The sequence below is a fragment of the Microvirgula curvata genome, from assembly GCF_054781615.1.
In genome coordinates, this window is record NZ_BAAGUB010000035.1 from 1 (window position 1) to 20,949 (window position 20,949).

The window sequence follows — 20,949 nt, forward strand, 5'->3', positions numbered from 1 at the left end:
CCGTTCTTCCAGGGCTACCGTCCGCAGTTCTACTTCCGTACCACGGACGTGACCGGTGCGGTGACGCTGCCGGAAGGCGTGGAAATGGTGATGCCGGGTGACAACGTGGCGATCACCGTCGCGCTGATCGCCCCGATCGCGATGGAAGACGGCCTGCGTTTCGCCATCCGTGAAGGTGGTCGTACCGTCGGCGCCGGCGTCGTTGCCAAGATCATCAAGTAATCGGAGCCCGGACAAATGCAAAACCAGAAGATCCGTATCCGCCTCAAGGCTTTCGATTACAACCTGATCGACCGCTCGGCCCAGGAAATCGTTGACACCGCCAAGCGTACCGGCGCCGTCGTCAAGGGTCCGGTCCCGCTGCCGACCAAGATCGAACGTTACGACGTTCTGCGTTCGCCGCACGTCAACAAGACGTCGCGCGACCAGTTCGAAATCCGTACGCACCTGCGCCTGATGGACATCGTCGATCCGACGGACAAGACCGTTGACGCGCTGATGAAGCTGGACCTCCCGGCTGGCGTGGACGTCGAAATCAAGCTGCAGTAATACAAGCAATAGCGTGGCCCGCACGGCGTGCGGGCCTGTGTGGCGGAGCGATCCGCTAGCGCGCAGACAAACTACTGCGATAAGTGCTTGCAGTTATTGAAAAATCTGTGTTAGATTCGCGGGCTCACCATTTGGTGAGCCCGTTTTGTTATTGGCGGTCAATCGTAACCGCCACCTCTTGAAGGAAATAACGATGAGTTTAGGTCTTGTCGGTCGCAAAGTCGGCATGACCCGCGTCTTTGCCGAGGATGGTGCAGCCATCCCGGTGACGGTGCTGGACATGTCCGCCAATCGCGTCACGCAAATCAAAACCGCCGAAACCGACGGTTACACCGCCGTTCAGGTGACCTACGGCTCGAAGAAGGCGAATCGCGTTTCCAAGCCGGAAGCCGGTCACTTCGCCAAGGCCGGCGTTGAAGCCGGTCGTGGCAAGAAGGAATTCGCCCTCGACGCAGCCAAGCTCTCCGAGCTGAAGGTCGGCGACAGCCTGACCGTTGAAGTTTTCCAGGTCGGTCAACTGGTCGATGTGACCGGTACCAGCCAGGGTAAAGGCTTCTCCGGCGTGATCAAGCGTCACAACTTCTCTTCCAACCGTGAATCCCATGGTAACTCCGTGACCACCCGCGCGCCGGGTTCGATCGGTCAAGCCCAGGATCCGGGTCGGGTCTTCCCGGGCAAGCGCATGGCCGGCCAGTACGGCAACGTCAAGCGCACCGTGCAGAGTCTCGAAATCGTCCGTATCGATACCGAACGTCACCTGCTTCTGGTCAAGGGCGCTGTCCCGGGTGCCAAGGGTAACGACGTCGTCGTGCGTCCGGCAGTGAAGGCAGGTGCGTGATGGAACTGAAAGTAATCAATCAGCAAGGTCAGGCCGTTGAAGGTCTGGTTGCGTCGGACGCCCTGTTCGGCCGTGAGTACAACGAAGCGCTGGTCCACCAGATCGTGACCGCCTTCCTGGCGAACGCCCGTTCCGGTAACCGCGCCCAGAAGGATCGCAGCGAAGTCAACAAGTCGACTCGCAAGCCGTGGCGCCAAAAGGGCACCGGTCGCGCTCGTTCGGGTCGCGCAGCCAGCCCGTTGTGGCGTGGCGGTGGCAAGGTTTTCCCGAACAGCCCGGACGAAAACTTCAGCCACAAGGTCAACCGCAAGATGTACCGCGCGGGCGTTGCCGCCATCCTGTCGGAACTGGTGCGCAGCGAACGTCTGATCATCATTGACGAAATCAAGGTTGACAGCCCGAAGACCAAGGAATTCGCTGCCAAGGTGAAGACGCTGGGCCTGGAACGCGCCCTGGTCATCACCAAGGAACTGGACGAAAACCTGTACCTGTCGTCGCGCAACCTGCCGAACGTGCTGGTGATCGAAGCCGCTCAGGCCGATCCGTACAGCCTGGTTCGCTTCGACAAAGTTGTGATGACTCGCGACGCCGTGAAGCAACTCGAGGAGCAGTGGGCATGAATCAAGAACGTCTGATGCAAGTCATCCTGGCCCCTGTGGTTTCCGAGAAGAGCACGCTCGTGGCCGACAAGCACCAGCAAGTGGTGTTCAAGGTGACCAGCGATGCGACCAAGCCGGAAGTCAAGGCTGCCGTCGAACTGCTGTTCAACGTCAAGGTTGACGGTGTGCAAATGCTGAACGTCAAGGGCAAGGTCAAGCGCTTCGGCCGCAATATCGGTCGTCGCGGCGACTGGAAGAAGGCTTATGTGTGCCTCGCTGCCGGTCAGGAAATCGATCTGACCGCTGCGGAGTAAGGGGATAACCATGGCACTCGTAAAAGTTAAACCGACCTCCGCTGGCCGCCGTGCCGTCGTCAAGGTCGTCTCGCCGGATCTGCACAAGGGTGCGCCGTATGCACCGCTGCTCGAAAAGCAGAAGCAGAATGCCGGTCGTAACAACAACGGTCACATCACGACCCGTCACAAGGGCGGTGGTCACAAGCATCACTACCGCGTGATGGACTTCCGTCGCAACAAGGACGGTATCGTGGGCCGCGTCGAACGGATCGAATACGACCCGAACCGCACCGCTCACATCGCGCTGCTGTGCTACGCCGACGGCGAACGCCGCTACATCATTGCGCCGAAGGGCGTGAAGGTTGGCGCCGAGCTGCTGAACGGTGCTGAAGCCCCGATCAAGGCCGGCAACTGCCTGCCGATCCGCAACATCCCGGTGGGTACCACGGTCCATTGCATCGAAATGCAACCGGGCAAGGGCGCTCAACTGGCACGTTCGGCTGGTGCTTCGGTGCAACTGCTGGCTCGCGAAGGTTCGTACGCCCAGCTGCGTCTGCGCTCCGGTGAAATCCGCAAGGTGCACATCGACTGCCGCGCGACCATCGGCGAAGTGGGCAATGAAGAGCATGGCCTGCGCAAGCTCGGCAAGGCCGGTGCGACCCGCTGGCGTGGTATCCGCCCGACCGTTCGCGGTGTGGCGATGAACCCGGTGGATCACCCGCACGGTGGTGGTGAAGGCCGTACTGGCGAAGGCCGTGTGCCTGTTAGCCCGTGGGGTACGCCTGCCAAGGGCTTCCGCACTCGCAATAACAAGCGCACCGACAACATGATTGTGCGCCGTCGTCATTCGAAATAAAGGGTAGCTGAATATGGCACGTTCCATTAAAAAGGGCCCGTTCGTCGACATGCATCTCATCAAGAAGGTGGATGCTGCGCGTGCTTCGAACGACAAGCGCCCGATCAAGACCTGGTCGCGTCGCTCGACCATTCTGCCGGACTTCGTCGGTCTGACCATCGCCGTTCACAATGGCCGCACCCACGTGCCGGTCTATGTGTCGGAAAACATGGTGGGGCACAAGCTCGGCGAGTTCTCGCTGACTCGTACCTTCAAGGGCCACGCGGCCGACAAGAAGGCGAAACGGTAAGGTGACGCGATGAAAGTATCCGCTGTACTGAATAACGCCCGCGTTTCGGCTCAAAAGGCTCGCCTTGTGGCCGATCTGATTCGTGGCAAGTCCGTCGAGCAAGCCATCAACATCCTGACCTACACGCCGAAGAAAAGCGCCGGTCTGATGAAGAAGGTGCTCGAGTCGGCTATCGCCAACGCTGAGCACAACGAAGGCGCCGACATCGACACCCTGAAGGTTGCTACCGTCTATGTGGACAAGGGCCCGAGCCTGAAGCGCTTCTCTGCACGCGCGAAGGGTCGTGGCAACCGCATTGAAAAGCAAACCTGCCACATCACGCTCGTCGTGGGTAACTAAGGGGTAGATCATGGGACAGAAAATTGATCCACGCGGTTTCCGCTTGGTGTTGACCCGCAACTGGTCTTCCAAATGGTATGCAAGCAGCCAGAACTTCGCTGGCATGCTGAAGGAAGACATCGATGTTCGTGACTTCCTGAAGGGCAAGCTGAAGAGCGCTTCGGTGAGCCGCATCATCATCGAGCGTCCGGCCAAAAGCGCCCGCATTACCATTCACACCGCCCGTCCGGGCGTGGTGATTGGCAAGAAGGGTGAAGACATCGAGCTGCTGAAGCAGGAACTCCAGCGCCGCATGGGCGTTCCGGTTCACGTGAACATCGAAGAAGTTCGCAAGCCGGAAATCGACTCGCAAATCATCGCCGACGGTATCGCCTCGCAGCTCGAAAAGCGCGTGATGTTCCGTCGTGCCATGAAGCGCGCGATGCAGAACGCGATGCGTCTGGGTGCCCTGGGCATCAAGATCATGTCGTCGGGCCGCCTGAACGGTATCGAAATCGCTCGCACCGAGTGGTATCGCGAAGGCCGCGTGCCGTTGCATACCCTGCGTGCAGACGTTGATTACGCGACCAGCGAAGCGCACACCACCTACGGTGTCATCGGCATCAAGGTGTGGGTGTACAAGGGCGACCTCAAGCCGGGTCAAGTGTCGGCCGAGCCGACCCAGCCGGAAAAGAAGATGAGAAAGGGCGGACGCAATGCTGCAGCCAACTAGACTCAAGTACCGCAAGATGCAGAAGGGCCGCAACACCGGCCTGGCAACCCGCGGTAACAAGATCAGCTTCGGCGACTTCGGCCTGAAGGCCACTGGGCGTGGTCGTCTGACCGCTCGCCAGATCGAAGCCGCCCGTCGCGCCATGACCCGCCACATCAAGCGTGGCGGCCGCATCTGGATCCGGGTGTTCCCGGACAAACCGATCTCGAAGAAGCCGGCCGAAGTCCGTATGGGTAACGGCAAGGGTAGCGTCGAGTATTGGGTTGCCGAAATCCAGCCGGGCAAGGTGCTGTACGAAATGGAAGGTGTGAACGAGGAACTGGCGCGCGAAGCGTTCCGGCTGGCTGCTGCGAAGCTGCCGATCCCGACCACTTTCGTTGTGAGACAGGTAGGTCAATAAATGAAAGCGTCCGAACTGAGAGCCAAGTCTGCTGACGAGCTCAAGACCGAACTGCTGAGCCTGTTGAAGGCGCAGTTTGGCCTGCGTATGCAGCTTGCTACGCAGCAGCTGAGCAAGACCAGCGAACTGAAAAAGGTGCGCCGCGATATCGCGCGCGTTCGCACCGCTTTGCACGAGAAGGCAGCTTGACATGACCGAAACCAACAAAGTCGTCCGTACGCTGACCGGCAAGATCGTCAGTGACAAGATGGACAAGACCGTGGTTGTGCTGGTTGAGCGCAAGGTCAAGCACCCCATCTACGGCAAAGTGATCCGACTCTCCAAGAAGTACCACGCCCACGACGAGAACAACGAGTTCGGCGCCGGCGACACCGTGACCATCACGGAATGCCGTCCGTACTCGAAGACCAAGACGTGGAAAGTGGCTTCTCTGGTCGAGAAAGCACGCCAGGTGTAAATCGCTGTTGCGGAAGGGGAAACCCTTCCGTATAATGCGATTTCTTTCGCCACCTACCCAGGTGGAAATGCCCTCCGGGCTCGAAAACTGGCCGTCCGTGCGCCGCACAAGCCATTGTGCGGCGTTTCGTCATGATTGCTGTGGCGAAATGGCGGGTTAAGTTCGAAAAAAGGAAAATCCGATGATTCAAATGCAGACCATCTTGGAGGTCGCTGACAACACCGGTGCGCGCAAAGTGATGTGCATCAAGGTGCTCGGTGGCTCCAAGCGTCGCTACGCTTCTGTTGGCGACATCATCAAGGTGAGCATCAAAGATGCTGCGCCGCGAGGCCGTGTCAAGAAGGGTGATGTCTACAACGCCGTTGTTGTGCGTACTGCCAAGGGCGTTCGTCGTCCGGACGGTTCGCTCATCAAGTTCGATGGCAATGCCGCCGTTCTGCTGAACACCAAGCTTGAGCCGATCGGCACCCGCATCTTCGGGCCGGTGACACGCGAGCTGCGTACCGAGCGATTCATGAAGATCGTCTCGCTCGCGCCGGAAGTGCTGTAAGGAGAAGGCTCAATGCACAAAATTCGTAAAGGCGACGAAGTCGTCGTCATCACCGGCAAAGACAAGGGCAAGCGTGGCGCAGTTTTGCGCGTGCTCCCGGTTGAAGGCCGCCTCCTGGTCGAGGGCGTGAATGTCGTCAAGAAGCATCAGAAGCCGAATCCGGTGAAGGGTGTTCCTGGCGGTATCGTGGACAAGACCATGTCGATCGACGTATCGAACGTCGCCATCTTCAACCCGACTTCCAAGAAGGCCGACCGTGTCGGTTTCAAGACCCTGGAAGACGGTCGCAAGGTTCGCGTGTTCAAGTCGAACGGCGAAGTGATCGGCGCGTAAGGAGCAATCATGGCAGCCCGTTTGCAAGAGTTCTACAAGACCACGGTTGTGCCTGAGCTGGTCAAGCAGTTCGGCTACAAGTCCGTGATGGAAGTGCCGCGCATCGAAAAAATCACCCTGAACATGGGTGTCGGTGAAGCGGTTGCTGATAAAAAAGTGATGGATTTCGCCGTTGGCGACCTGCAGAAAATCTCGGGTCAAAAACCGGTCGTGACCAACGCCCGCAAGTCGATCGCCGGTTTCAAGATCCGCGAAGGCTACCCGGTCGGTTGCAAGGTCACGCTGCGTCGCGAACGCATGTTCGAATTCCTTGACCGCCTGGTGACCATCGCGCTGCCGCGCGTTCGTGACTTCCGTGGTATCAACGGCAAGTCGTTTGACGGCCGTGGCAACTACAACATGGGCGTTCGCGAGCAGATCATCTTCCCGGAAGTCGAATACGACAAGATCGACGCGCTGCGTGGCATGAACATTACTGTCACCACGACCGCGAAGACCGACGAGGAAGCCCGCGCCCTGCTGGCAGCGTTCAAGTTCCCGTTCAAGGGTTAAGCACATGGCAAAACTTGCACTGATCAACCGCGAAGAGAAGCGCGTCAAGCTGGCAGCGAAGTTCGCTGCCAAGCGCGAAAAGCTGCTCGCCATCATCAACAATGCGAGCCTCTCCGATGAAGAGCGCTACGCAGCCCGCCTGCAGCTGCAACAACTGCCGCGCAACGCCAGCCCGGTTCGCCAGCGTAATCGCTGCGCCATCACCGGACGTCCGCGTGGCGTGTTCCGCAAATTCGGTCTGGCCCGCAACAAACTGCGTGAAATCGCAATGCGTGGCGAGATTCCGGGTATTGTCAAAGCGAGCTGGTAAGAGGGATATCGACTATGAGCATGCATGATCCGATCTCCGATATGCTGACTCGCATCCGCAACGCCCAGCGCGCTGCCAAAGCGACCGTGACGATGCCGTCTTCGAAGCTGAAGCTGGCCATCGCTGCAGTGCTGAAGGATGAGGGTTACATCGAGGAATTCTCGGTGGCCGGTGAGGAAAAGAAACCGGTCCTCGACATTCAACTGAAGTATTACGCCGGCCGCCCGGTCATCGAACGCATTGAACGCGTTTCGCGCCCTGGCCTGCGTATCTACAAGAGCACCGGAGACATTCCGAAGGTCATGAACGGTCTGGGTATTTCGATCGTTTCGACTTCGAAGGGTGTCATGACCGATCGCAAGGCCCGTGCGGCCGGCATCGGCGGTGAGCTCCTGTGCATCGTGGCGTAATGGGGGTGAACTAATGTCTCGCGTAGCTAAGAATCCGGTAGTCCTGCCGGCTGGCGTCGAAGCCAAGTTCACCGCTGACGAACTCGTTATCAAGGGTTCGCTCGGCCAACTGGCCCTGGCGCTGAACAGCGAAGTCGATGTGCGTCTTGAAGAAGGCGCCCTGAAGTTCGCTGCCAAAAATGAAAGCAAGTTCTCGCGTGCTATGTCCGGCACCCTGCGCGCTCTGGCTGCCAATGCGGCAACCGGCGTGTCCAAGGGCTTCGAACGCAAGCTGCAACTGGTTGGCGTGGGCTATCGTGCCCAGGCCGCTGGCGACACGCTGAACCTCACGCTTGGTTTCTCGCACCCGGTCGCCCACAAGATGCCGGAAGGCGTCAAGGTGGAAACCCCGTCGCAGACCGAAGTCATCCTTAAGGGTGTCGACAAGCAACAGGTCGGCCAGGTTGCTGCCGAAATCCGCGCTTACCGTGCCCCGGAGCCGTACAAGGGCAAGGGCGTCCGCTATGCGGACGAGCGCGTGGTTTTGAAAGAAACCAAGAAGAAATAATTGAGGCTCAGTCATGGATAAGAAACAAACTCGACTCCGCCGCGCACGCAAAACCCGTGCACGGATTGCGGAGCTCAAGATGGTGCGTCTCTCTGTGCATCGCACCAACTGCCATATCTACGCCCAGATCATTGATGAGACTGGCGGCAAGGTCCTGGCTACGGCTTCGACGCTGGAAGCCGAAGTCCGCAAGGAACTGGCCAACGGTGGCAATGCTGCGGCTGCAACCTTGATTGGCAAACGGATCGCCGAAAAGGCGAAGGCTGCCGGTATCGACAAAGTCGCCTTCGACCGCTCCGGTTTTCAATACCACGGTCGTATCAAGGCGCTGGCTGATGCCGCGCGTGAAAACGGCCTCGTATTCTGATTTGGAGTAGACAATGGCTAAGCACGATATTGAAGAGCGTGGCGACGGTCTCACCGAGAAAATGATCGGTGTGAACCGCGTGACCAAGGTGGTGAAGGGTGGCCGTATCATGGCTTTCTCGGCACTCACCGTGGTTGGTGACGGCGATGGCAGCATCGGCATGGGCAAGGGCAAGGCGAAGGAAGTTCCGGTCGCCGTGCAAAAGGCCATGGACCAGGCTCGCCGCACGATGGTCAAGATCCCGCTGAAGAACGGCACCCTGCAGCACGCCGTTATCGGTCAGCACGGCGCGACCACCGTGTTCATGCAACCGGCGCCGGAAGGCTCGGGCGTGAAGGCGGGCGGCGCCATGCGTGAAGTGTTCGATGCGATGGGCGTCCACAACGTGTCCGCAAAGGTGCACGGTTCGACGAACCCGTACAACGTCGTTCGCGCCACGCTGGACGGTCTCTCGAAGATCAACACCCCGGCCGACATTGCCTCCAAGCGTGGCAAGACCGTCGCCCAGATTCTGGGGATTGAAGAATGAGCGACAAGAAAACCGTCAAAGTCACCCTGGTGAAGAGCCTGATCGGTCGTATCGAAGCCCACCGTGCCTGCGCGCGCGGCCTGGGTCTCAAGAAGATCAACCAGACCGTCGAAGTGCTCGACACCCCCGAAAACCGCGGCATGATCAACAAGATCTGCTACCTGGTTAAATGCGAGGGTTAAGATGTTTCTGAACACCATCAAACCTGCCGAAGGTGCCAAGCACGCCAAGCGTCGCGTGGGCCGTGGCATCGGCTCGGGCCTGGGCAAGACCGCTGGTCGCGGTCACAAGGGCCAGAAGTCCCGTTCGGGCGGCTTCCACAAGGTCGGCTTCGAAGGCGGTCAAATGCCGCTGCAACGTCGCCTGCCGAAGCGTGGTTTCAAGTCGCTGACGAAGGGCCTGACGGTCGAAATTCGTCTCGACGACCTGAATCGTCTGCCGGTCGATGACATCGACTTCCTGGCGCTGGCGCAAGCCGGCCTGGTGAAGACCGGTGCCAAGGCGGCCAAGGTGATTCTCGCCGGCAAGATCGATCGTGCACTGACGCTGCGTGGCATTGCTGCCACTGCAGGCGCCAAGGCTGCGATCGAAGCCGCCGGCGGCAAGTTCGTCGAGTAACGAAAGGCACGACAATCCGTGGCTACTCCTTCTCTAGCGGCTAACGCCAGCAAGTTCGGCGATTTGAAGCGTCGCATCCTGTTCCTGATCGGCGCCCTGATCGTCTACCGCATTGGCGCGCATATCCCGGTCCCCGGGATCAATCCGGCCGAACTAGCGAAGTTGTTCCAGTCGTCGCAGACGGGCCTCCTCGACATGTTCAACATGTTCTCGGGCGGGGCCCTGTCCCGGTTTACGGTATTTGCCATCGGCATCATGCCGTACATCTCGGCATCCATCATTCTGCAGCTGGCAGGCGAAGTCATTCCGAGCCTCAAGCAGCTGAAGAAGGAAGGCGAACAGGGACGACGCAAGATCACTCAGTACACGCGCTACGCGACTGTGGTGCTCGCGACCTTCCAGTCGTTCGGCATCGCGGTCATGCTGTTCAAGCAGCCTAACCTGGTGCTGAGCTCGCAGTTCGAGTTTTACCTGACGACGGTCGTGACCCTGGTCACCGGGACGATGTTCCTGATGTGGCTGGGCGAACAGATCACTGAACGTGGTATCGGCAACGGCATCTCGATGCTGATTTGCGCCGGTATCGCCGCCGGCGTGCCGTCGGCGATCGGCAAGACCCTGACCCTGGCGAGCCAGGGCAGCCTTCCGATCCTGCTGGTGATCGCGCTGTTCGTTGGCGTGGTGGCGGTGACGTGTCTCGTCGTATTCGTCGAGCGCGGTCAGCGCAAGGTGCTGGTGAACTATGCGAAGCGCCAGGTCGGCAGCCGCGTCATGCAGGGCCAGAGCACGCACATGCCGCTCAAGCTCAACATGGCCGGTGTGATTCCGCCGATCTTCGCGTCGAGCATCATCCTGTTCCCCGCTACGGTGGTGGGCTGGTTTGGCAACACCGAAGGTCTGGGTTGGCTGAAGAATATCGGTAACGCATTGCATCCGGGACAACCGATCTATGTGTTGCTGTACGCCGCAGCCATCATTTTCTTCTGCTACTTCTACACGGCGTTGGTGTTCAACCCGAAGGAAACGGCCGACAACCTGAAGAAGAGTGGGGCGTTCATCCCTGGCATCCGCCCGGGTGAGCAGACCTCCCGGTACATCGAGAAGATCATTCTCCGCCTGACGCTCATCGGTGCGATCTACATCGCCCTGGTGTGCCTGATGCCGGAGTTCCTGATCCTCAAGTGGAATGTACCGTTCTACTTCGGTGGCACGTCCCTGTTGATCATCGTCGTCGTGACCATGGACTTCATGGCGCAGGTGCAGTCGTACATGCTGTCGCATCAGTACGAAAGCCTGCTCAAGAAGGCCAACTTCAAGAACGGCGGTCTCCTGTCGCGTTGATGGGTTGGCCGGGAAGTCATGTCGAAAGAAGATACGATCCAGATGCAGGGGGAGGTGCTTGAAAACCTCCCGAATGCAACTTTCCGGGTCAAGCTGGAAAACGGTCATATTGTCTTGGGACATGTCTCCGGCAAGATGCGGATGCACTACATCCGCATCCTGCCCGGTGACCGGGTCACGGTGGAGTTGACGCCGTACGACCTGTCCCGTGCACGCATCGTGTTCCGCGCCAAGTAAGGGCGCGTAGTGAATCTGAAAGGAAAAACATGCGAGTTCAGCCTTCGGTCAAGAAGATCTGCCGCAACTGCAAGATCATCCGCCGCCACGGTGTGGTGCGAGTGATCTGCACGGACCCGCGTCACAAGCAAAAGCAAGGCTGATTTGAAGCCAGCGCTTTTTGCGTGTAACATCAGCAACTTTTCGAGTTTGGGGTAAATGTATGGCCCGTATTGCAGGGGTAAACATTCCTAACCATCAGCATATCTGGGTTGGCCTGCAGGCAATCTACGGTATCGGTGCAACCCGCGCTAAGAACATCTGCGCGGCGACCGGTGTCGTGACCAGCACCAAGGTCAAGGATCTGACTGATGCGGAAATGGAAAAACTGCGTGACGAAATCGCGAAGTTCACCGTAGAAGGTGACCTGCGCCGTGAAGTCACCATGAGCATCAAGCGTTTGATGGACCTAGGCTGCTACCGCGGCTTCCGTCATCGCCGTGGGTTGCCGTGCCGCGGCCAGCGCACCAGGACCAATGCGCGTACGCGCAAGGGCCCGCGCAAGCCTATCGCCGGCAAGAAGTAAATCTAAGGATTGACAATGGCTAAAGCAAACACAGTCCGCGTACGCAAAAAAGTGAAGAAGAGCGTTTCCGAAGGGATCGTTCACGTTCACGCGTCCTTTAATAACACCATCATTACCATCACCGATCGCCAAGGGAATGCACTGTCTTGGGCTACCTCGGGCGGTGCTGGTTTTAAGGGGTCGCGCAAGAGTACGCCTTTCGCAGCGCAGGTCGCAGCGGAAGCAGCTGGTAAAGTTGCCCAAGAATACGGTGTCAAGAACCTCGAAGTTCGCATCAAGGGCCCTGGCCCGGGCCGCGACTCGTCGGTACGCGCTTTGAACGCACTTGGCTTTAAAATCACCAGCATCACTGACGTGACGCCGATTCCGCACAATGGCTGCCGTCCGCCCAAGAAGCGCCGGATCTAATTGGGAGAATGTGAGAAATCATGGCACGTTATACTGGTCCGAAATGTAAACTGGCTCGTCGTGAAGGCACCGACCTCTTCCTGAAGAGTGCTCGCCGTTCGATCGACAGCAAATGCAAACTCGAAAGCCGCCCCGGCCAACACGGTGCTAAACAGCCGCGTCTGTCCGACTACGGTGTGCACCTGCGCGAAAAGCAAAAGATCCGTCGTATCTACGGCGTTCTGGAGCGTCAATTCCGCAAATACTTCGCTGAAGCCGAGCGCCGCAAGGGCTCGACTGGCGAAAACCTGCTCCAGATTCTTGAGTCGCGTCTGGACAACGTCGTCTACCGCATGGGCTACGGTTCGACCCGTGCCGAAGCACGTCAGCTGGTCAGCCACAAGGCCATCACGGTCAACGGCCAGGTGGTGAACATCGCTTCGTTCCAGGTCAAGACGGGTGACGTCGTTGCCGTTCGCGAAAAGGCCCGGAAACAGGCTCGTATCGCCGAAGCGGTCGCGCTCGCTGAACAGATTGGTTTCCCGGGCTGGCTGACGGTCGATTCCAAGAAACTGGAAGGTACGTTCAAGAACGCACCGGAGCGCTCCGAACTGTCTAGCGATATCAACGAGCAACTTGTGGTCGAGTTCTACTCCAAGTAATCGCTAGCCAAAAGGAACCACTATGCAAAACAGCGCTTCGGAATTTCTCAAGCCGCGTCTGATTGACGTGCAGCCGGTCTCGGCCTCGCAAGCGCGTGTGGCCATGGAGCCGTTCGAGCGTGGGTACGCCTATACGCTCGGTAACGCCCTGCGCCGCATTCTGCTGTCGTCGATGCCCGGCTTCGCTCCGACCGAAGTGTCTATCGCTGGCGTTTTGCATGAGTACTCCGCACTGGACGGGGTTCGGGAAGATGTCGTAGACATCCTCCTGAACCTTAAAGGTGTGGTGTTGAAACTGCATGGTCGTGAGTCGGTTCTGCTTGCTCTCAAGAAAGAGGGCGAGGGCCCGGTTCTGGCCAGCGATATCGATTTGCCGCACGACGTCGAGGTGGTGAACCCCGACCACGTCATCTGCAACCTGGCAGCTGGCGGCAAGATCGACATGGAGATCAAGGTCGAGAAGGGCCGTGGCTATCAGCCGGCTCCGGTTCGGATCAAGCAGGATGACAACCGGCAAATCGGTACGATTCTGCTGGATGCGTCCTTCAGCCCGGTTCGCCGCGTCAGCTTTGCTGTTGAAAGCGCCCGCGTTGAGCAGCGTACTGACCTTGACCGTCTGGTGCTGGATATCGAGACCAATGGTGTTGTCGAACCGGAAGAGGCTGTGCGTTCTGCCGCCCGTATCCTGATCGATCAACTCTCGATTTTCGCCGATCTCCAAGGCACTACCGTCGAAGTGATCGAAGAACGTGCGCCGCAGGTCGATCCGATCCTGTTGCGTCCGGTTGACGATCTCGAATTGACCGTTCGTTCGGCCAATTGCCTGAAGGCGGAAAACATCTATTACATCGGCGACCTGATTCAGCGTACCGAAACCGAGCTTCTGAAGACGCCGAACCTCGGCCGCAAGTCGCTCAACGAGATCAAGGAAGTGTTGGCTTCCAAGGGTCTCACGTTGGGGATGAAGCTGGAAAACTGGCCGCCGGCTGGTCTCGAGAAGCCCTAAGGCCCTCGGTCACAGTTAAAGGACTCTACAATGCGTCACCGTCTAGCCAATCGCAAACTCAACCGCACGTCGAGCCATCGTCTCGCCATGCTGCGCAACCTGGCCAACTCGCTGCTGCGTCACGAAGCTATCGTGACCACGCTGCCGAAGGCAAAGGAACTGCGTCGCGTAGCAGAGCCGCTGATCACCCTCGGCAAGCAGTCGTCGCTGGCCAACCGTCGTCTGGCCTTCGACCGCACGCGCGATCGCGAAATTGTCGTCAAGCTGTTCGACATTCTCGGCCCGCGCTATGCCAACCGTAATGGTGGCTACCTCCGCATCCTGAAGTACGGCTTCCGTCAAGGCGATAACGCGCCGCTGGCGCTGGTCGAACTGGTGGACCGCCCGGAAGTGGACGCTGTTGCTGAAGAGCAAGCTGCTGCTTGATTGCGTAAGCCGTTCATGGAAAAGCCAACCCTCGGGTTGGCTTTTTTACGTTTTGGCGCCGGTGCGAACTTCGCGTAACCTTGCGCACGGCCCCTCACAGGGGCTGACACATTCAAAGAAATACAAGGAGTTTGACGTGAAGCTGCACCGGATCCTGATAGCAATGATGACGACCGCCGTACTGGCCGCCTGCGGAGGCAAAAGCGAAGCCCCCGCCACCGATGCCGCCGCCGCACCGACCGAGAAGGTCTACAAGGTCGGCATGAACGCCGCCTTTGCCCCGTTTGAATCGGTCGACGCATCCGGCAAGCTGGTCGGCTTCGAGATTGACCTGACCCAGGCCGTGGCTGACGCTGCGGGAATCAAGGTCCAGTTCAACAACACGCCGTGGGAAGGCATCTTCGCGTCGCTGGAAAATGGCGACAATGACCTGCTGACCTCGGCCGTGACCATTACCGACAAGCGCAAGGAGAACATGGACTTCTCCGAACCGTACTTCGAGGCCGAGCAACTGATTCTGGTGACCAGTGGTCAGAGCATCTCCAGGGTTGAAGACCTGCAGGGCAAGAAAATCGCCGTGACCACCGGCACCACTGCCGATGCCGTCGCGCAGAAGCTGTTCGGCGCCAACAGCCCGAACACCAAGCGCTTCGAAAGCCTGCCGCTGGTGCTGAAGGAAGTCGAAAGCGGTGGCGTCGATGCCGCGATCGGCGACAACGGCGTGGTGGCCAACTACGTGAAGAACAACTCCGACAAGGGCTTCACCACCGTGCGCGGCGCCGACTTCGACAAGGAGTACTACGGGATGGCCGTGCGCAAGGGTGACAGTGCGCTGCTGGCCAAGCTGAACGCCGGCATTGCCAAGGTCAAGCAGGACGGCACTTACGACAAGCTGTACGAGAAGTACTTCGGTCGCAAGTCCTGATCTGAACTGCATCGCCTCCGCAAGGAGGCGATGTCTTTACAGCACCACGCTGCGACCGCCATCGACCGCCAGTATCTGACCGGTCACATAGCTGGCGTCGAACAGCAGGAAGCCCACTGCCCGGGCGATATCGTCCGGCGTGCCGATACGGGCCAGCGGAATGGTTGCTTCAATGCGGCGGCGCTCGTCCTGATCGAACACGCTGTCGCCCTCCGGCCACAGATTGACGCCGGGCGATACGCCGTTCACGCGGACATGTGGCGCCAGATCGCGCGCCAGCGCACGCAGTGTGGCCGCGTGGCCGGCCTTGGCGGCGGTGTAGACCGCATGGGCGGTCATTGGCCGGTCGACATGGATGTCGATCAGCCCGACCAGCGCACCGCGGCTTGCAGTGAGTGCCGGGGCGGCAGCCTGGGCAAGAAACAGCGGTGCTTTCAGATTGCTGCCGATCAGGTCGTCCCAGGCGGCTTCGTCGATCTGGCCGATCGGGGTCGGAAAGAAGCTGGAGGCGTTGTTGACCAGCCCGTCGAGCCTGCCGAAGGCAGACAGCGTCGCCTCGATCAACGCCGGCAACGCCGGAATGTCGAGCAGGTCGGCATGGACCGTGGCGGCCGAACCGGTGCGCTGCCGGTTCAGCTCCGAGGCCAGTGTCCGGGCGGCGTCTTCTGCACCGCGGTAATGCAGCATGACACTGGCGCCACGCGCGTGCAGCCCGCGGGCAATGCCCGCGCCGACGCGTCTGGCCGCGCCCGTGATCAGTACCGTTTTGCCGAGCTGATCCATGCCTCCCTCCATCAAGTCTGTTCTCCGCTACCGGCGAATCCTGTTTTGCCGCAGAATTGCTCCATTCTGTCATAGCCACACACAATGCACACACTGCCACAACCAGACCGCGATGCGGTCGCCGCCAGCGCCGGACTGGTCCGGCGCATCCAGCAGGAAATCGACATCAATGACGGCTGGCTGCCGTTCTCCCGTTACATGGACCTGGCACTGTATGCACCGGGGACCGGATATTACACGGGCGGCAGCCGCAAGTTCGGGGCTGACGGCGACTTTGTCACCGCACCGGAAATTTCGCCGTTCTTTGCCGCTGCACTGGCGCAGCAGATTGCCGATCTGCTGCCGCTGACCGGCGGCGACCTGTACGAATTCGGCGCCGGCAGCGGCCGGCTGGCTGCCGACCTGCTGCTGGCGCTGGAAGCGGACCAGGCATTGCCGCAGCACTACCGGATCATCGAAGTCTCCGGCGAACTGGCGGCCCGTCAGCGCGAACGCATCGAACAGGCCGCGCCACACCTGCTGTCCCGGGTCGAATGGCTGGAGGCGCTGCCGGCGCGCATGGATGGCGTGCTGATCGGCAACGAGGTGCTCGACGCCATGCCGTGCGAGCTGATCCACTGGGATGCGCAGGGTACCCCGCTGCAGCGCGGCGTCATCCGTGCCGGCGACGGCTTTGACTGGCAGGACCGGCCACTGGCCGATGGTGAGGCGCTGGCACGCGCCGAGGCACTGGCGCCGGGCGCCGAATACCTGTCCGAGCTGCCGCTGGCGGCATCGGCCTTTGTGCGTACGCTTGGTGAACGACTGGAACGCGGTGCGGTGCTGCTGCTCGACTACGGCTTCCCGGAAAGCGAGTTCTATCATCCGCAACGCCGTGCCGGCACGCTGATGTGCCATTACCGCCACCATACCCACCCGGACCCGTTCAGCTGGCCGGGGCTGACCGACATCACCTGCCACGTTGATTTCACCGCCATCGCCCAGGCCGGGCTCGATGCCGGACTCGACCTTGCCGGCTATACCTCGCAGGCGATGTTCCTGATGAACTGCGGCATTGCCCAGTTGCTGGGGCGGCTGGACCCGGAAGACATCGCGAACTACCTGCCCCAATCGACCGCCGTGCAGAAGCTGCTGTCGCCGGCCGAGATGGGGGAACTGTTCAAGGTCATCGGTTTCAGCCGGGGACTGGATGCCGGCTGGCGCGGCTTCGCGGTTGGTGATCGTCGCCGCAATCTGTAAAAGATGCAGGTAGGGGCTTGACAGCCTGCCAGCCCCTCTTTAAGATTCGGGCTCTCTCAAGCGAGAGAACGGCGAATTAGCTCAGTCGGTTAGAGCGACGGAATCATAATCCGCAGGTCCGGGGTTCGAGTCCCTGATTCGCCACCAGTATTATCAAGGGGTTAGCTTCGGCTAACCCCTTTTTCCGTTTCTGCACTGTCAACGAAGTGTCAACGGCTCACAAATCTTGATACCCTATTGCTCATAGCATATCCCTATGGTCATGGCACAGTATGAAATTTGCTCGAGCCTTCTCTCCAGAACTCAACGAATCTGTCACTCCCTACCAAGCCCGGGAGCTCTACACGGACGAAGATAGTCCGTTCTTCGAGCAAAAGCTTCGGTTCCTCTGTGAAGACATAGACTGTCGAGCCAACCTGACGCCAGTTGGGATCTACATGACTCGGAAGTCGAAGCGCGCACTCCACTTCAGGGCAGATGAGCCACACACCCTTCAATGCGAGTATTGCGACGACAAGCACGGCGGGAAACGTACCCCTGTCCCAGGTCAACAAGAGGATGATTTCAAACTCACCGACTTTCCTACTGAACTACTTCTTGACCCGCCGAAAAAAAAGTCTGGCAGCGGTGGAGGCACAACGACTGGGGGAGATGGGGGAGATGGTTCTGAGACGAAATCAACTGGTGGGACTCCAGGTTCTGATGCCCTTCGTAAGACAAGCTCGAAAACCATATACCTTGAACAAGTAGTTGACTGCTTCCTCTATGGAAATGAGTCTGCGAAGAATAATAGCTTTACCATCGGGGACAAAACTAAGCCTTTTTCCAAGTTCTTCAAATCAGTAAAATTCCTGACTAACGGGCCAGGCTACATTTACCACGGCGAAGTTGGAAGCTTAAAGGCATATAGCAATGCAGAATCCCTTAGAATTAAATTTACTGACCGGCCCTGGGATCCTAACAAAAAACCTAATGCGGCGTTGGTTTATATTTCCAAAGAGACAATAGATAAATCTCGAAGAAAGAAATTTTTTCGTGCAGAAGTACTGGAACTAGAAAAAGCTATCAATAAAGGCGAAAAGGTACGTTGCTTCTTTGTTGGAACTAATCCACATATAAAAACCAACCCAAGTCAGTTTAATGATAGGACATACGACACCATCAATGATGAACTATTAAGCATTGACCACATCTCTTTTGTTTTTGAAAAAAATGATTAAATACTCACCAATGGATTGAGCAGTTTTGCCTCTTGCAAATGATCTGGGGCTAGATGAGCGTAACGAATAGTCATAGTTAAGCTCTGATGCCCCAATATTTTTTGTAAAACTAAAATATTGCCACCATTCATCACAAAATGAGAAGCAAACGTATGGCGTAAGACATGGGTCATTTGACCATCAGGTAAAACCAGGCCACATCGTTCAACCGCATCCCTGAACGCTCCCCAGCAATACTGAAACAGCCGGTCTGTGCTAGTCGCAGCTTTTTCCTTCAACTCGCCGTAGAGTCCCTCAGCGACAGGAACCGCTCTGTTTTTGCCGCTCTTCGTACCCGTGAACTGAATGGACTGGTTGCGCAACTGGGTCTTTCTCATTCCTTCTGCTTCTCCCCAGCGTGCCCCGGTCGATAGGCACACCTTTGCTACCAAAAGAGCATCCTTGTTCCGACAGTTTTCCAACTCAGCTAGCAGTACCTGGATCTGATCCACTGTGAGCCATGACAGCTCCCTCTCAGGGATCTTGAACTGGCGAACCATGGCCAGCGGGTTTTCTTTTTTCCAAAGACCCAAACGCTTCAGCTCGTTGAAGACACTGCGCATGTAAGCATGTTCACGATTCATGTTGTTTGCAGTCACTCCAGACTCCAAACGTTGAGAGCGGTACTTAGAAAAATCCTCTGCAGAGAACCGATCCGCGACTGGATTTCCCATCGCCTCGGCCATTGCCAATAAGCGGCGCTGGGTATCAGCCGCAGATCTTAGGTTACAACCATGATGCTGATGCCACAGCTCAACCAGCTCTGTCAGCGTGCGCAAATCCCTTCTCTCGGGCTCCCATTCTGGGCTCTGAGCAACTTGAGCCTTGACCCAAGCCTCCCACGCCAATGCCTCCGATTTAAGAGGGAAAATTTTTCTAAACCGCTTGCTGCCCCGCCCACCGGGCTGCACATCAACAAGCCATCCAGATCCGCCTTTTTTAATCGCCACTTAAATCCCTCAGCAACTTCTGCCTGCGATGCCACCCATTAATATCAGCTCGTAGTTTATTAAGTTTTTCCTCAATCGAGGTTACGTTAATTTCACACCCTTCCTTTTCTGCTATTGCGCGTGCTTTATTTGCCTCTTTTTCCAAGAAATTGACTAATTTTTCAGTGTCATCATAATCGAGCATTGGCTCTTCAACTTGCAAAAGTACTTCTGCACGCCGAAGTTGTTTAGCAATGCTTTTCCTCTTCTTCATATCGATTAACGATTTGTTACCTTCAAGGCTGTGAAACTGCTCTACTAATCGCATTGTTGGATCAGTAATTAATAATTCTCCATTAAGGCCTTCTTCTCCAAATACATCTTCTATCCATTCTCTGGCCAATGCTTCAACAGCTTTCCTGAGTTCGATGTTGCTATTGAATACTGATGTGCTGTTTTGCTGCGCAGAACCTTCACTAGGGTAGCCCGCGCAACCAGGTGCTACATGCCCGAAGTCAGGATCGGATACGCCAGTTGATATCCAAAAAGCATATTGAGGCCACTCCCTGCAGACGGCTTCGATCATTTCTGCAGTCGGGCGCTGCCGGTTGAGAGAAAGCGCCTTCCACCTATCAGAGGGAATACCTGTTCTTTCTTCCAGCTCTTTAAACCGTCTGTTTGAAGAGATCTCCGACTCGATCACAAGCCACAGCCGCCCCTGCAGGGATGTTGTTGACATGCCAGCTCCATGAGTGATAGAAATGCCCTTGTTGGCGCATTTAATGCGCCGCGCAGGGCAGTTTTAACCTTGAGGTCTGATTATGGTCGACAACGTCCAGTTCCCACAAATCCAGCAGTCCCTGGCCGCCTCGATTCCAGTAATCGACCGCGCCTCATTCGCCCGCGCCATCGGCGTCACCGAAGGGGTGGTCGAGGGCTGGATCGCCCGCGGCTACATTCCATGCACCCAAATCGGGCGTCATCGCCTGGTCAACCTCGCGGCCCTGACTAAACGCTGCATTGATCAAGCCGAGTTCCGCCTGTAGTCCAAACCACTTGAAAGTAGAAGAGACCCAATGACCACCCCGAATCAAGACAAGCCCGGCCGCAAGGTCAATACCGCCATCCTGTCCGGCAAGATCACCGCCGTGCGCCGCCACGACGACTTCACTTACACCGAAATCACCCTGCCGGCCCAAGACGAATACAGCTCCCCCGCCACGGTCGAGATCCGCTCCAAAAAACGCATTGGTCAGGGCAACGACAGCGTACAGGTCGAAGTCCAGTGCGGCGGCTATCGCGGCCGCGCCTTCAACTACACCGATAAGCAAACCGGCGAGCAATTCAGCCGCCGCCCGGTCGTCAACAGCTACACGGCCATTGAGGACTGACCATGCTCGCTCCCGTCCAGCTGCTCGACGTGTTGCGCTCAGCCGCCGAAGTTCGGACGGCCTATGTGCAATCTCCGGTCGGGTCCGTCAAGAGCGTGGCCGACCACGCCTTTATCGCCTCGCTGATCGGTTCGTTTGAGCCGGATGTTCTGCTGATGAATGAGGCCCAGCGCCTCGACTTCCTGAGCATCTGCAAACAGCTCAACGTCCGCCCTGCGATGGTGTCCGCTCCCGGCCGGAGACACTAA

General features: G+C 58.1%; 39 protein-coding genes and 1 tRNA gene. 37 read left to right on the forward strand and 3 right to left on the reverse strand.

The window, feature by feature from the left end:
* From ACYVG8_RS14895 to ACYVG8_RS15045, 31 genes are all read left to right on the forward strand, one after another.
* Nucleotides 1-222, forward strand: a 222-nt coding sequence (locus ACYVG8_RS14895; RefSeq protein ID WP_460746182.1) for an EF-Tu C-terminal domain-related protein, incomplete at its 5' end; no start/stop codon positions are given.
* A gap of 15 nt (nucleotides 223-237) precedes the next feature.
* Nucleotides 238-549, forward strand: coding sequence for a 30S ribosomal protein S10 (gene rpsJ, locus ACYVG8_RS14900; protein ID WP_028500413.1), 312 nt, complete (start codon nucleotides 238-240; stop codon nucleotides 547-549).
* 193 nt (nucleotides 550-742) lie between these two features.
* Entirely contained in the window at nucleotides 743-1,387 is a 645-nt protein-coding gene (gene rplC / locus ACYVG8_RS14905; protein WP_028500414.1) for a 50S ribosomal protein L3, read from the forward strand.
* Entirely contained in the window at nucleotides 1,387-2,007 is a 621-nt protein-coding gene (gene rplD / locus ACYVG8_RS14910; protein ID WP_028500415.1) for a 50S ribosomal protein L4, read from the forward strand. The genes rplC and rplD overlap by 1 nt, the downstream gene beginning before the upstream one ends.
* Complete coding sequence (rplW, locus tag ACYVG8_RS14915) at nucleotides 2,004-2,300, forward strand: 50S ribosomal protein L23 (protein ID WP_028500416.1); 297 nt, start codon at nucleotides 2,004-2,006, stop codon at nucleotides 2,298-2,300. The genes rplD and rplW overlap by 4 nt, the downstream gene beginning before the upstream one ends.
* Before the next feature lie 10 nt (nucleotides 2,301-2,310).
* Entirely contained in the window at nucleotides 2,311-3,138 is an 828-nt protein-coding gene (rplB, locus tag ACYVG8_RS14920; protein ID WP_028500417.1) for a 50S ribosomal protein L2, read from the forward strand.
* A gap of 13 nt (nucleotides 3,139-3,151) precedes the next feature.
* Nucleotides 3,152-3,427: a 30S ribosomal protein S19 gene (gene rpsS / locus ACYVG8_RS14925; RefSeq protein WP_028500418.1), complete on the forward strand. Its 276-nt coding sequence runs from the start codon at nucleotides 3,152-3,154 to the stop codon at nucleotides 3,425-3,427.
* A gap of 9 nt (nucleotides 3,428-3,436) precedes the next feature.
* Nucleotides 3,437-3,766, forward strand: a complete 330-nt coding sequence (gene rplV / locus ACYVG8_RS14930; RefSeq protein WP_028500419.1) for a 50S ribosomal protein L22 — start codon at nucleotides 3,437-3,439, stop codon at nucleotides 3,764-3,766.
* Between the two features lie 10 nt (nucleotides 3,767-3,776).
* Entirely contained in the window at nucleotides 3,777-4,478 is a 702-nt protein-coding gene (gene rpsC, locus ACYVG8_RS14935) for a 30S ribosomal protein S3 (protein WP_028500420.1), read from the forward strand.
* Entirely contained in the window at nucleotides 4,462-4,878 is a 417-nt protein-coding gene (gene rplP, locus ACYVG8_RS14940; protein ID WP_028500421.1) for a 50S ribosomal protein L16, read from the forward strand. The genes rpsC and rplP overlap by 17 nt, the downstream gene beginning before the upstream one ends.
* The gene (rpmC, locus tag ACYVG8_RS14945) at nucleotides 4,879-5,067 is read left to right on the forward strand and encodes a 50S ribosomal protein L29 (RefSeq protein ID WP_028500422.1); all 189 of its coding nucleotides are present in this window, start codon (nucleotides 4,879-4,881) and stop codon (nucleotides 5,065-5,067) included.
* Nucleotide 5,068: 1 nt separating this feature from the next.
* Nucleotides 5,069-5,335 (forward strand): 30S ribosomal protein S17, encoded by a 267-nt coding sequence (rpsQ, locus tag ACYVG8_RS14950; protein ID WP_028500423.1) that lies wholly within the window; start codon nucleotides 5,069-5,071, stop codon nucleotides 5,333-5,335.
* A 181-nt stretch (nucleotides 5,336-5,516) separates the two neighbouring features.
* Nucleotides 5,517-5,885 carry a 50S ribosomal protein L14 gene (gene rplN / locus ACYVG8_RS14955; protein WP_028500424.1) on the forward strand — a complete coding sequence of 123 codons (369 nt, stop codon included), beginning with the start codon at nucleotides 5,517-5,519 and terminating at the stop codon, nucleotides 5,883-5,885.
* A 12-nt stretch (nucleotides 5,886-5,897) separates the two neighbouring features.
* Nucleotides 5,898-6,218 carry a 50S ribosomal protein L24 gene (rplX, locus tag ACYVG8_RS14960; RefSeq protein WP_028500425.1) on the forward strand — a complete coding sequence of 107 codons (321 nt, stop codon included), beginning with the start codon at nucleotides 5,898-5,900 and terminating at the stop codon, nucleotides 6,216-6,218.
* Nucleotides 6,219-6,227: 9 nt separating this feature from the next.
* Nucleotides 6,228-6,770: a 50S ribosomal protein L5 gene (gene rplE, locus ACYVG8_RS14965; RefSeq protein WP_028500426.1), complete on the forward strand. Its 543-nt coding sequence runs from the start codon at nucleotides 6,228-6,230 to the stop codon at nucleotides 6,768-6,770.
* Between the two features lie 4 nt (nucleotides 6,771-6,774).
* Nucleotides 6,775-7,080, forward strand: a complete 306-nt coding sequence (gene rpsN / locus ACYVG8_RS14970; protein WP_028500427.1) for a 30S ribosomal protein S14 — start codon at nucleotides 6,775-6,777, stop codon at nucleotides 7,078-7,080.
* Nucleotides 7,081-7,094: 14 nt separating this feature from the next.
* Complete coding sequence (gene rpsH / locus ACYVG8_RS14975) at nucleotides 7,095-7,490, forward strand: 30S ribosomal protein S8 (RefSeq protein WP_028500428.1); 396 nt, start codon at nucleotides 7,095-7,097, stop codon at nucleotides 7,488-7,490.
* A gap of 13 nt (nucleotides 7,491-7,503) precedes the next feature.
* Entirely contained in the window at nucleotides 7,504-8,037 is a 534-nt protein-coding gene (gene rplF / locus ACYVG8_RS14980) for a 50S ribosomal protein L6 (protein ID WP_028500429.1), read from the forward strand.
* 13 nt (nucleotides 8,038-8,050) lie between these two features.
* Nucleotides 8,051-8,404 (forward strand): 50S ribosomal protein L18, encoded by a 354-nt coding sequence (gene rplR / locus ACYVG8_RS14985; protein ID WP_028500430.1) that lies wholly within the window; start codon nucleotides 8,051-8,053, stop codon nucleotides 8,402-8,404.
* Nucleotides 8,405-8,417: 13 nt separating this feature from the next.
* The gene (gene rpsE / locus ACYVG8_RS14990) at nucleotides 8,418-8,933 is read left to right on the forward strand and encodes a 30S ribosomal protein S5 (protein ID WP_028500431.1); all 516 of its coding nucleotides are present in this window, start codon (nucleotides 8,418-8,420) and stop codon (nucleotides 8,931-8,933) included.
* On the forward strand, nucleotides 8,930-9,115 hold the full coding sequence (gene rpmD / locus ACYVG8_RS14995; RefSeq protein WP_028500432.1) for a 50S ribosomal protein L30: 186 nt from the start codon (nucleotides 8,930-8,932) through the stop codon (nucleotides 9,113-9,115). The genes rpsE and rpmD overlap by 4 nt, the downstream gene beginning before the upstream one ends.
* A 1-nt stretch (nucleotide 9,116) precedes the next feature.
* On the forward strand, nucleotides 9,117-9,551 hold the full coding sequence (rplO, locus tag ACYVG8_RS15000) for a 50S ribosomal protein L15 (RefSeq protein WP_028500433.1): 435 nt from the start codon (nucleotides 9,117-9,119) through the stop codon (nucleotides 9,549-9,551).
* 18 nt (nucleotides 9,552-9,569) lie between these two features.
* Nucleotides 9,570-10,892 carry a preprotein translocase subunit SecY gene (gene secY, locus ACYVG8_RS15005; protein WP_028500434.1) on the forward strand — a complete coding sequence of 441 codons (1,323 nt, stop codon included), beginning with the start codon at nucleotides 9,570-9,572 and terminating at the stop codon, nucleotides 10,890-10,892.
* 18 nt (nucleotides 10,893-10,910) lie between these two features.
* Nucleotides 10,911-11,129 (forward strand): translation initiation factor IF-1, encoded by a 219-nt coding sequence (infA, locus tag ACYVG8_RS15010; protein ID WP_028500435.1) that lies wholly within the window; start codon nucleotides 10,911-10,913, stop codon nucleotides 11,127-11,129.
* 29 nt (nucleotides 11,130-11,158) lie between these two features.
* Complete coding sequence (gene rpmJ / locus ACYVG8_RS15015; RefSeq protein ID WP_084300338.1) at nucleotides 11,159-11,272, forward strand: 50S ribosomal protein L36; 114 nt, start codon at nucleotides 11,159-11,161, stop codon at nucleotides 11,270-11,272.
* Between the two features lie 59 nt (nucleotides 11,273-11,331).
* A complete protein-coding gene (rpsM, locus tag ACYVG8_RS15020; protein WP_028500436.1) occupies nucleotides 11,332-11,694 on the forward strand; it encodes a 30S ribosomal protein S13 in 363 nt (120 codons plus the stop codon).
* A gap of 15 nt (nucleotides 11,695-11,709) precedes the next feature.
* Complete coding sequence (rpsK, locus tag ACYVG8_RS15025; RefSeq protein WP_028500437.1) at nucleotides 11,710-12,102, forward strand: 30S ribosomal protein S11; 393 nt, start codon at nucleotides 11,710-11,712, stop codon at nucleotides 12,100-12,102.
* A 20-nt stretch (nucleotides 12,103-12,122) separates the two neighbouring features.
* On the forward strand, nucleotides 12,123-12,743 hold the full coding sequence (gene rpsD, locus ACYVG8_RS15030; RefSeq protein WP_028500438.1) for a 30S ribosomal protein S4: 621 nt from the start codon (nucleotides 12,123-12,125) through the stop codon (nucleotides 12,741-12,743).
* Between the two features lie 22 nt (nucleotides 12,744-12,765).
* A complete protein-coding gene (locus ACYVG8_RS15035) occupies nucleotides 12,766-13,749 on the forward strand; it encodes a DNA-directed RNA polymerase subunit alpha (RefSeq protein WP_028500439.1) in 984 nt (327 codons plus the stop codon).
* Nucleotides 13,750-13,779: 30 nt separating this feature from the next.
* The gene (gene rplQ / locus ACYVG8_RS15040; protein ID WP_028500440.1) at nucleotides 13,780-14,175 is read left to right on the forward strand and encodes a 50S ribosomal protein L17; all 396 of its coding nucleotides are present in this window, start codon (nucleotides 13,780-13,782) and stop codon (nucleotides 14,173-14,175) included.
* Nucleotides 14,176-14,338: 163 nt separating this feature from the next.
* Nucleotides 14,339-15,100 carry a basic amino acid ABC transporter substrate-binding protein gene (locus ACYVG8_RS15045; protein WP_107888848.1) on the forward strand — a complete coding sequence of 254 codons (762 nt, stop codon included), beginning with the start codon at nucleotides 14,339-14,341 and terminating at the stop codon, nucleotides 15,098-15,100.
* 36 nt (nucleotides 15,101-15,136) lie between these two features.
* Here ACYVG8_RS15045 and ACYVG8_RS15050 read toward each other — a convergent pair whose 3' ends face one another.
* Nucleotides 15,137-15,883, reverse strand: coding sequence for a pteridine reductase (locus ACYVG8_RS15050; RefSeq protein ID WP_460746187.1), 747 nt, complete (start codon nucleotides 15,881-15,883; stop codon nucleotides 15,137-15,139).
* A gap of 84 nt (nucleotides 15,884-15,967) precedes the next feature.
* Here ACYVG8_RS15050 and ACYVG8_RS15055 point away from each other — a divergent pair, with 84 nt between their 5' ends.
* The 3 genes from ACYVG8_RS15055 to ACYVG8_RS15065 all read left to right on the forward strand — a co-directional run bounded on the left by ACYVG8_RS15055 (nucleotide 15,968) and on the right by ACYVG8_RS15065 (nucleotide 18,342).
* Nucleotides 15,968-17,122 (forward strand): class I SAM-dependent methyltransferase, encoded by a 1,155-nt coding sequence (locus ACYVG8_RS15055; protein ID WP_460746188.1) that lies wholly within the window; start codon nucleotides 15,968-15,970, stop codon nucleotides 17,120-17,122.
* A 70-nt stretch (nucleotides 17,123-17,192) separates the two neighbouring features.
* A tRNA-Met gene (locus tag ACYVG8_RS15060) sits at nucleotides 17,193-17,269 on the forward strand.
* Between the two features lie 125 nt (nucleotides 17,270-17,394).
* Nucleotides 17,395-18,342 carry a hypothetical protein gene (locus tag ACYVG8_RS15065; protein ID WP_460746189.1) on the forward strand — a complete coding sequence of 316 codons (948 nt, stop codon included), beginning with the start codon at nucleotides 17,395-17,397 and terminating at the stop codon, nucleotides 18,340-18,342.
* Here ACYVG8_RS15065 and ACYVG8_RS15070 read toward each other — a convergent pair.
* Nucleotides 18,339-19,331 carry a phage integrase gene (locus ACYVG8_RS15070; RefSeq protein ID WP_460746191.1) on the reverse strand — a complete coding sequence of 331 codons (993 nt, stop codon included), beginning with the start codon at nucleotides 19,329-19,331 and terminating at the stop codon, nucleotides 18,339-18,341. The two genes, ACYVG8_RS15065 and ACYVG8_RS15070, sit on opposite strands and share 4 nt — an antisense overlap.
* Nucleotides 19,321-20,049 (reverse strand): hypothetical protein, encoded by a 729-nt coding sequence (locus ACYVG8_RS15075; protein ID WP_460746192.1) that lies wholly within the window; start codon nucleotides 20,047-20,049, stop codon nucleotides 19,321-19,323. The genes ACYVG8_RS15070 and ACYVG8_RS15075 overlap by 11 nt, the downstream gene beginning before the upstream one ends.
* An 82-nt stretch (nucleotides 20,050-20,131) precedes the next feature.
* Here ACYVG8_RS15075 and ACYVG8_RS15080 point away from each other — a divergent pair, with 82 nt between their 5' ends.
* From ACYVG8_RS15080 to ACYVG8_RS15090, 3 genes are read left to right on the forward strand one after another with little or no spacing between them, the layout of a single operon-like run.
* Nucleotides 20,132-20,356 carry a hypothetical protein gene (locus tag ACYVG8_RS15080; protein WP_460746193.1) on the forward strand — a complete coding sequence of 75 codons (225 nt, stop codon included), beginning with the start codon at nucleotides 20,132-20,134 and terminating at the stop codon, nucleotides 20,354-20,356.
* 30 nt (nucleotides 20,357-20,386) lie between these two features.
* Nucleotides 20,387-20,701, forward strand: coding sequence for a hypothetical protein (locus ACYVG8_RS15085; RefSeq protein ID WP_460746195.1), 315 nt, complete (start codon nucleotides 20,387-20,389; stop codon nucleotides 20,699-20,701).
* A gap of 2 nt (nucleotides 20,702-20,703) precedes the next feature.
* Complete coding sequence (locus ACYVG8_RS15090; RefSeq protein WP_460746196.1) at nucleotides 20,704-20,949, forward strand: hypothetical protein; 246 nt, start codon at nucleotides 20,704-20,706, stop codon at nucleotides 20,947-20,949.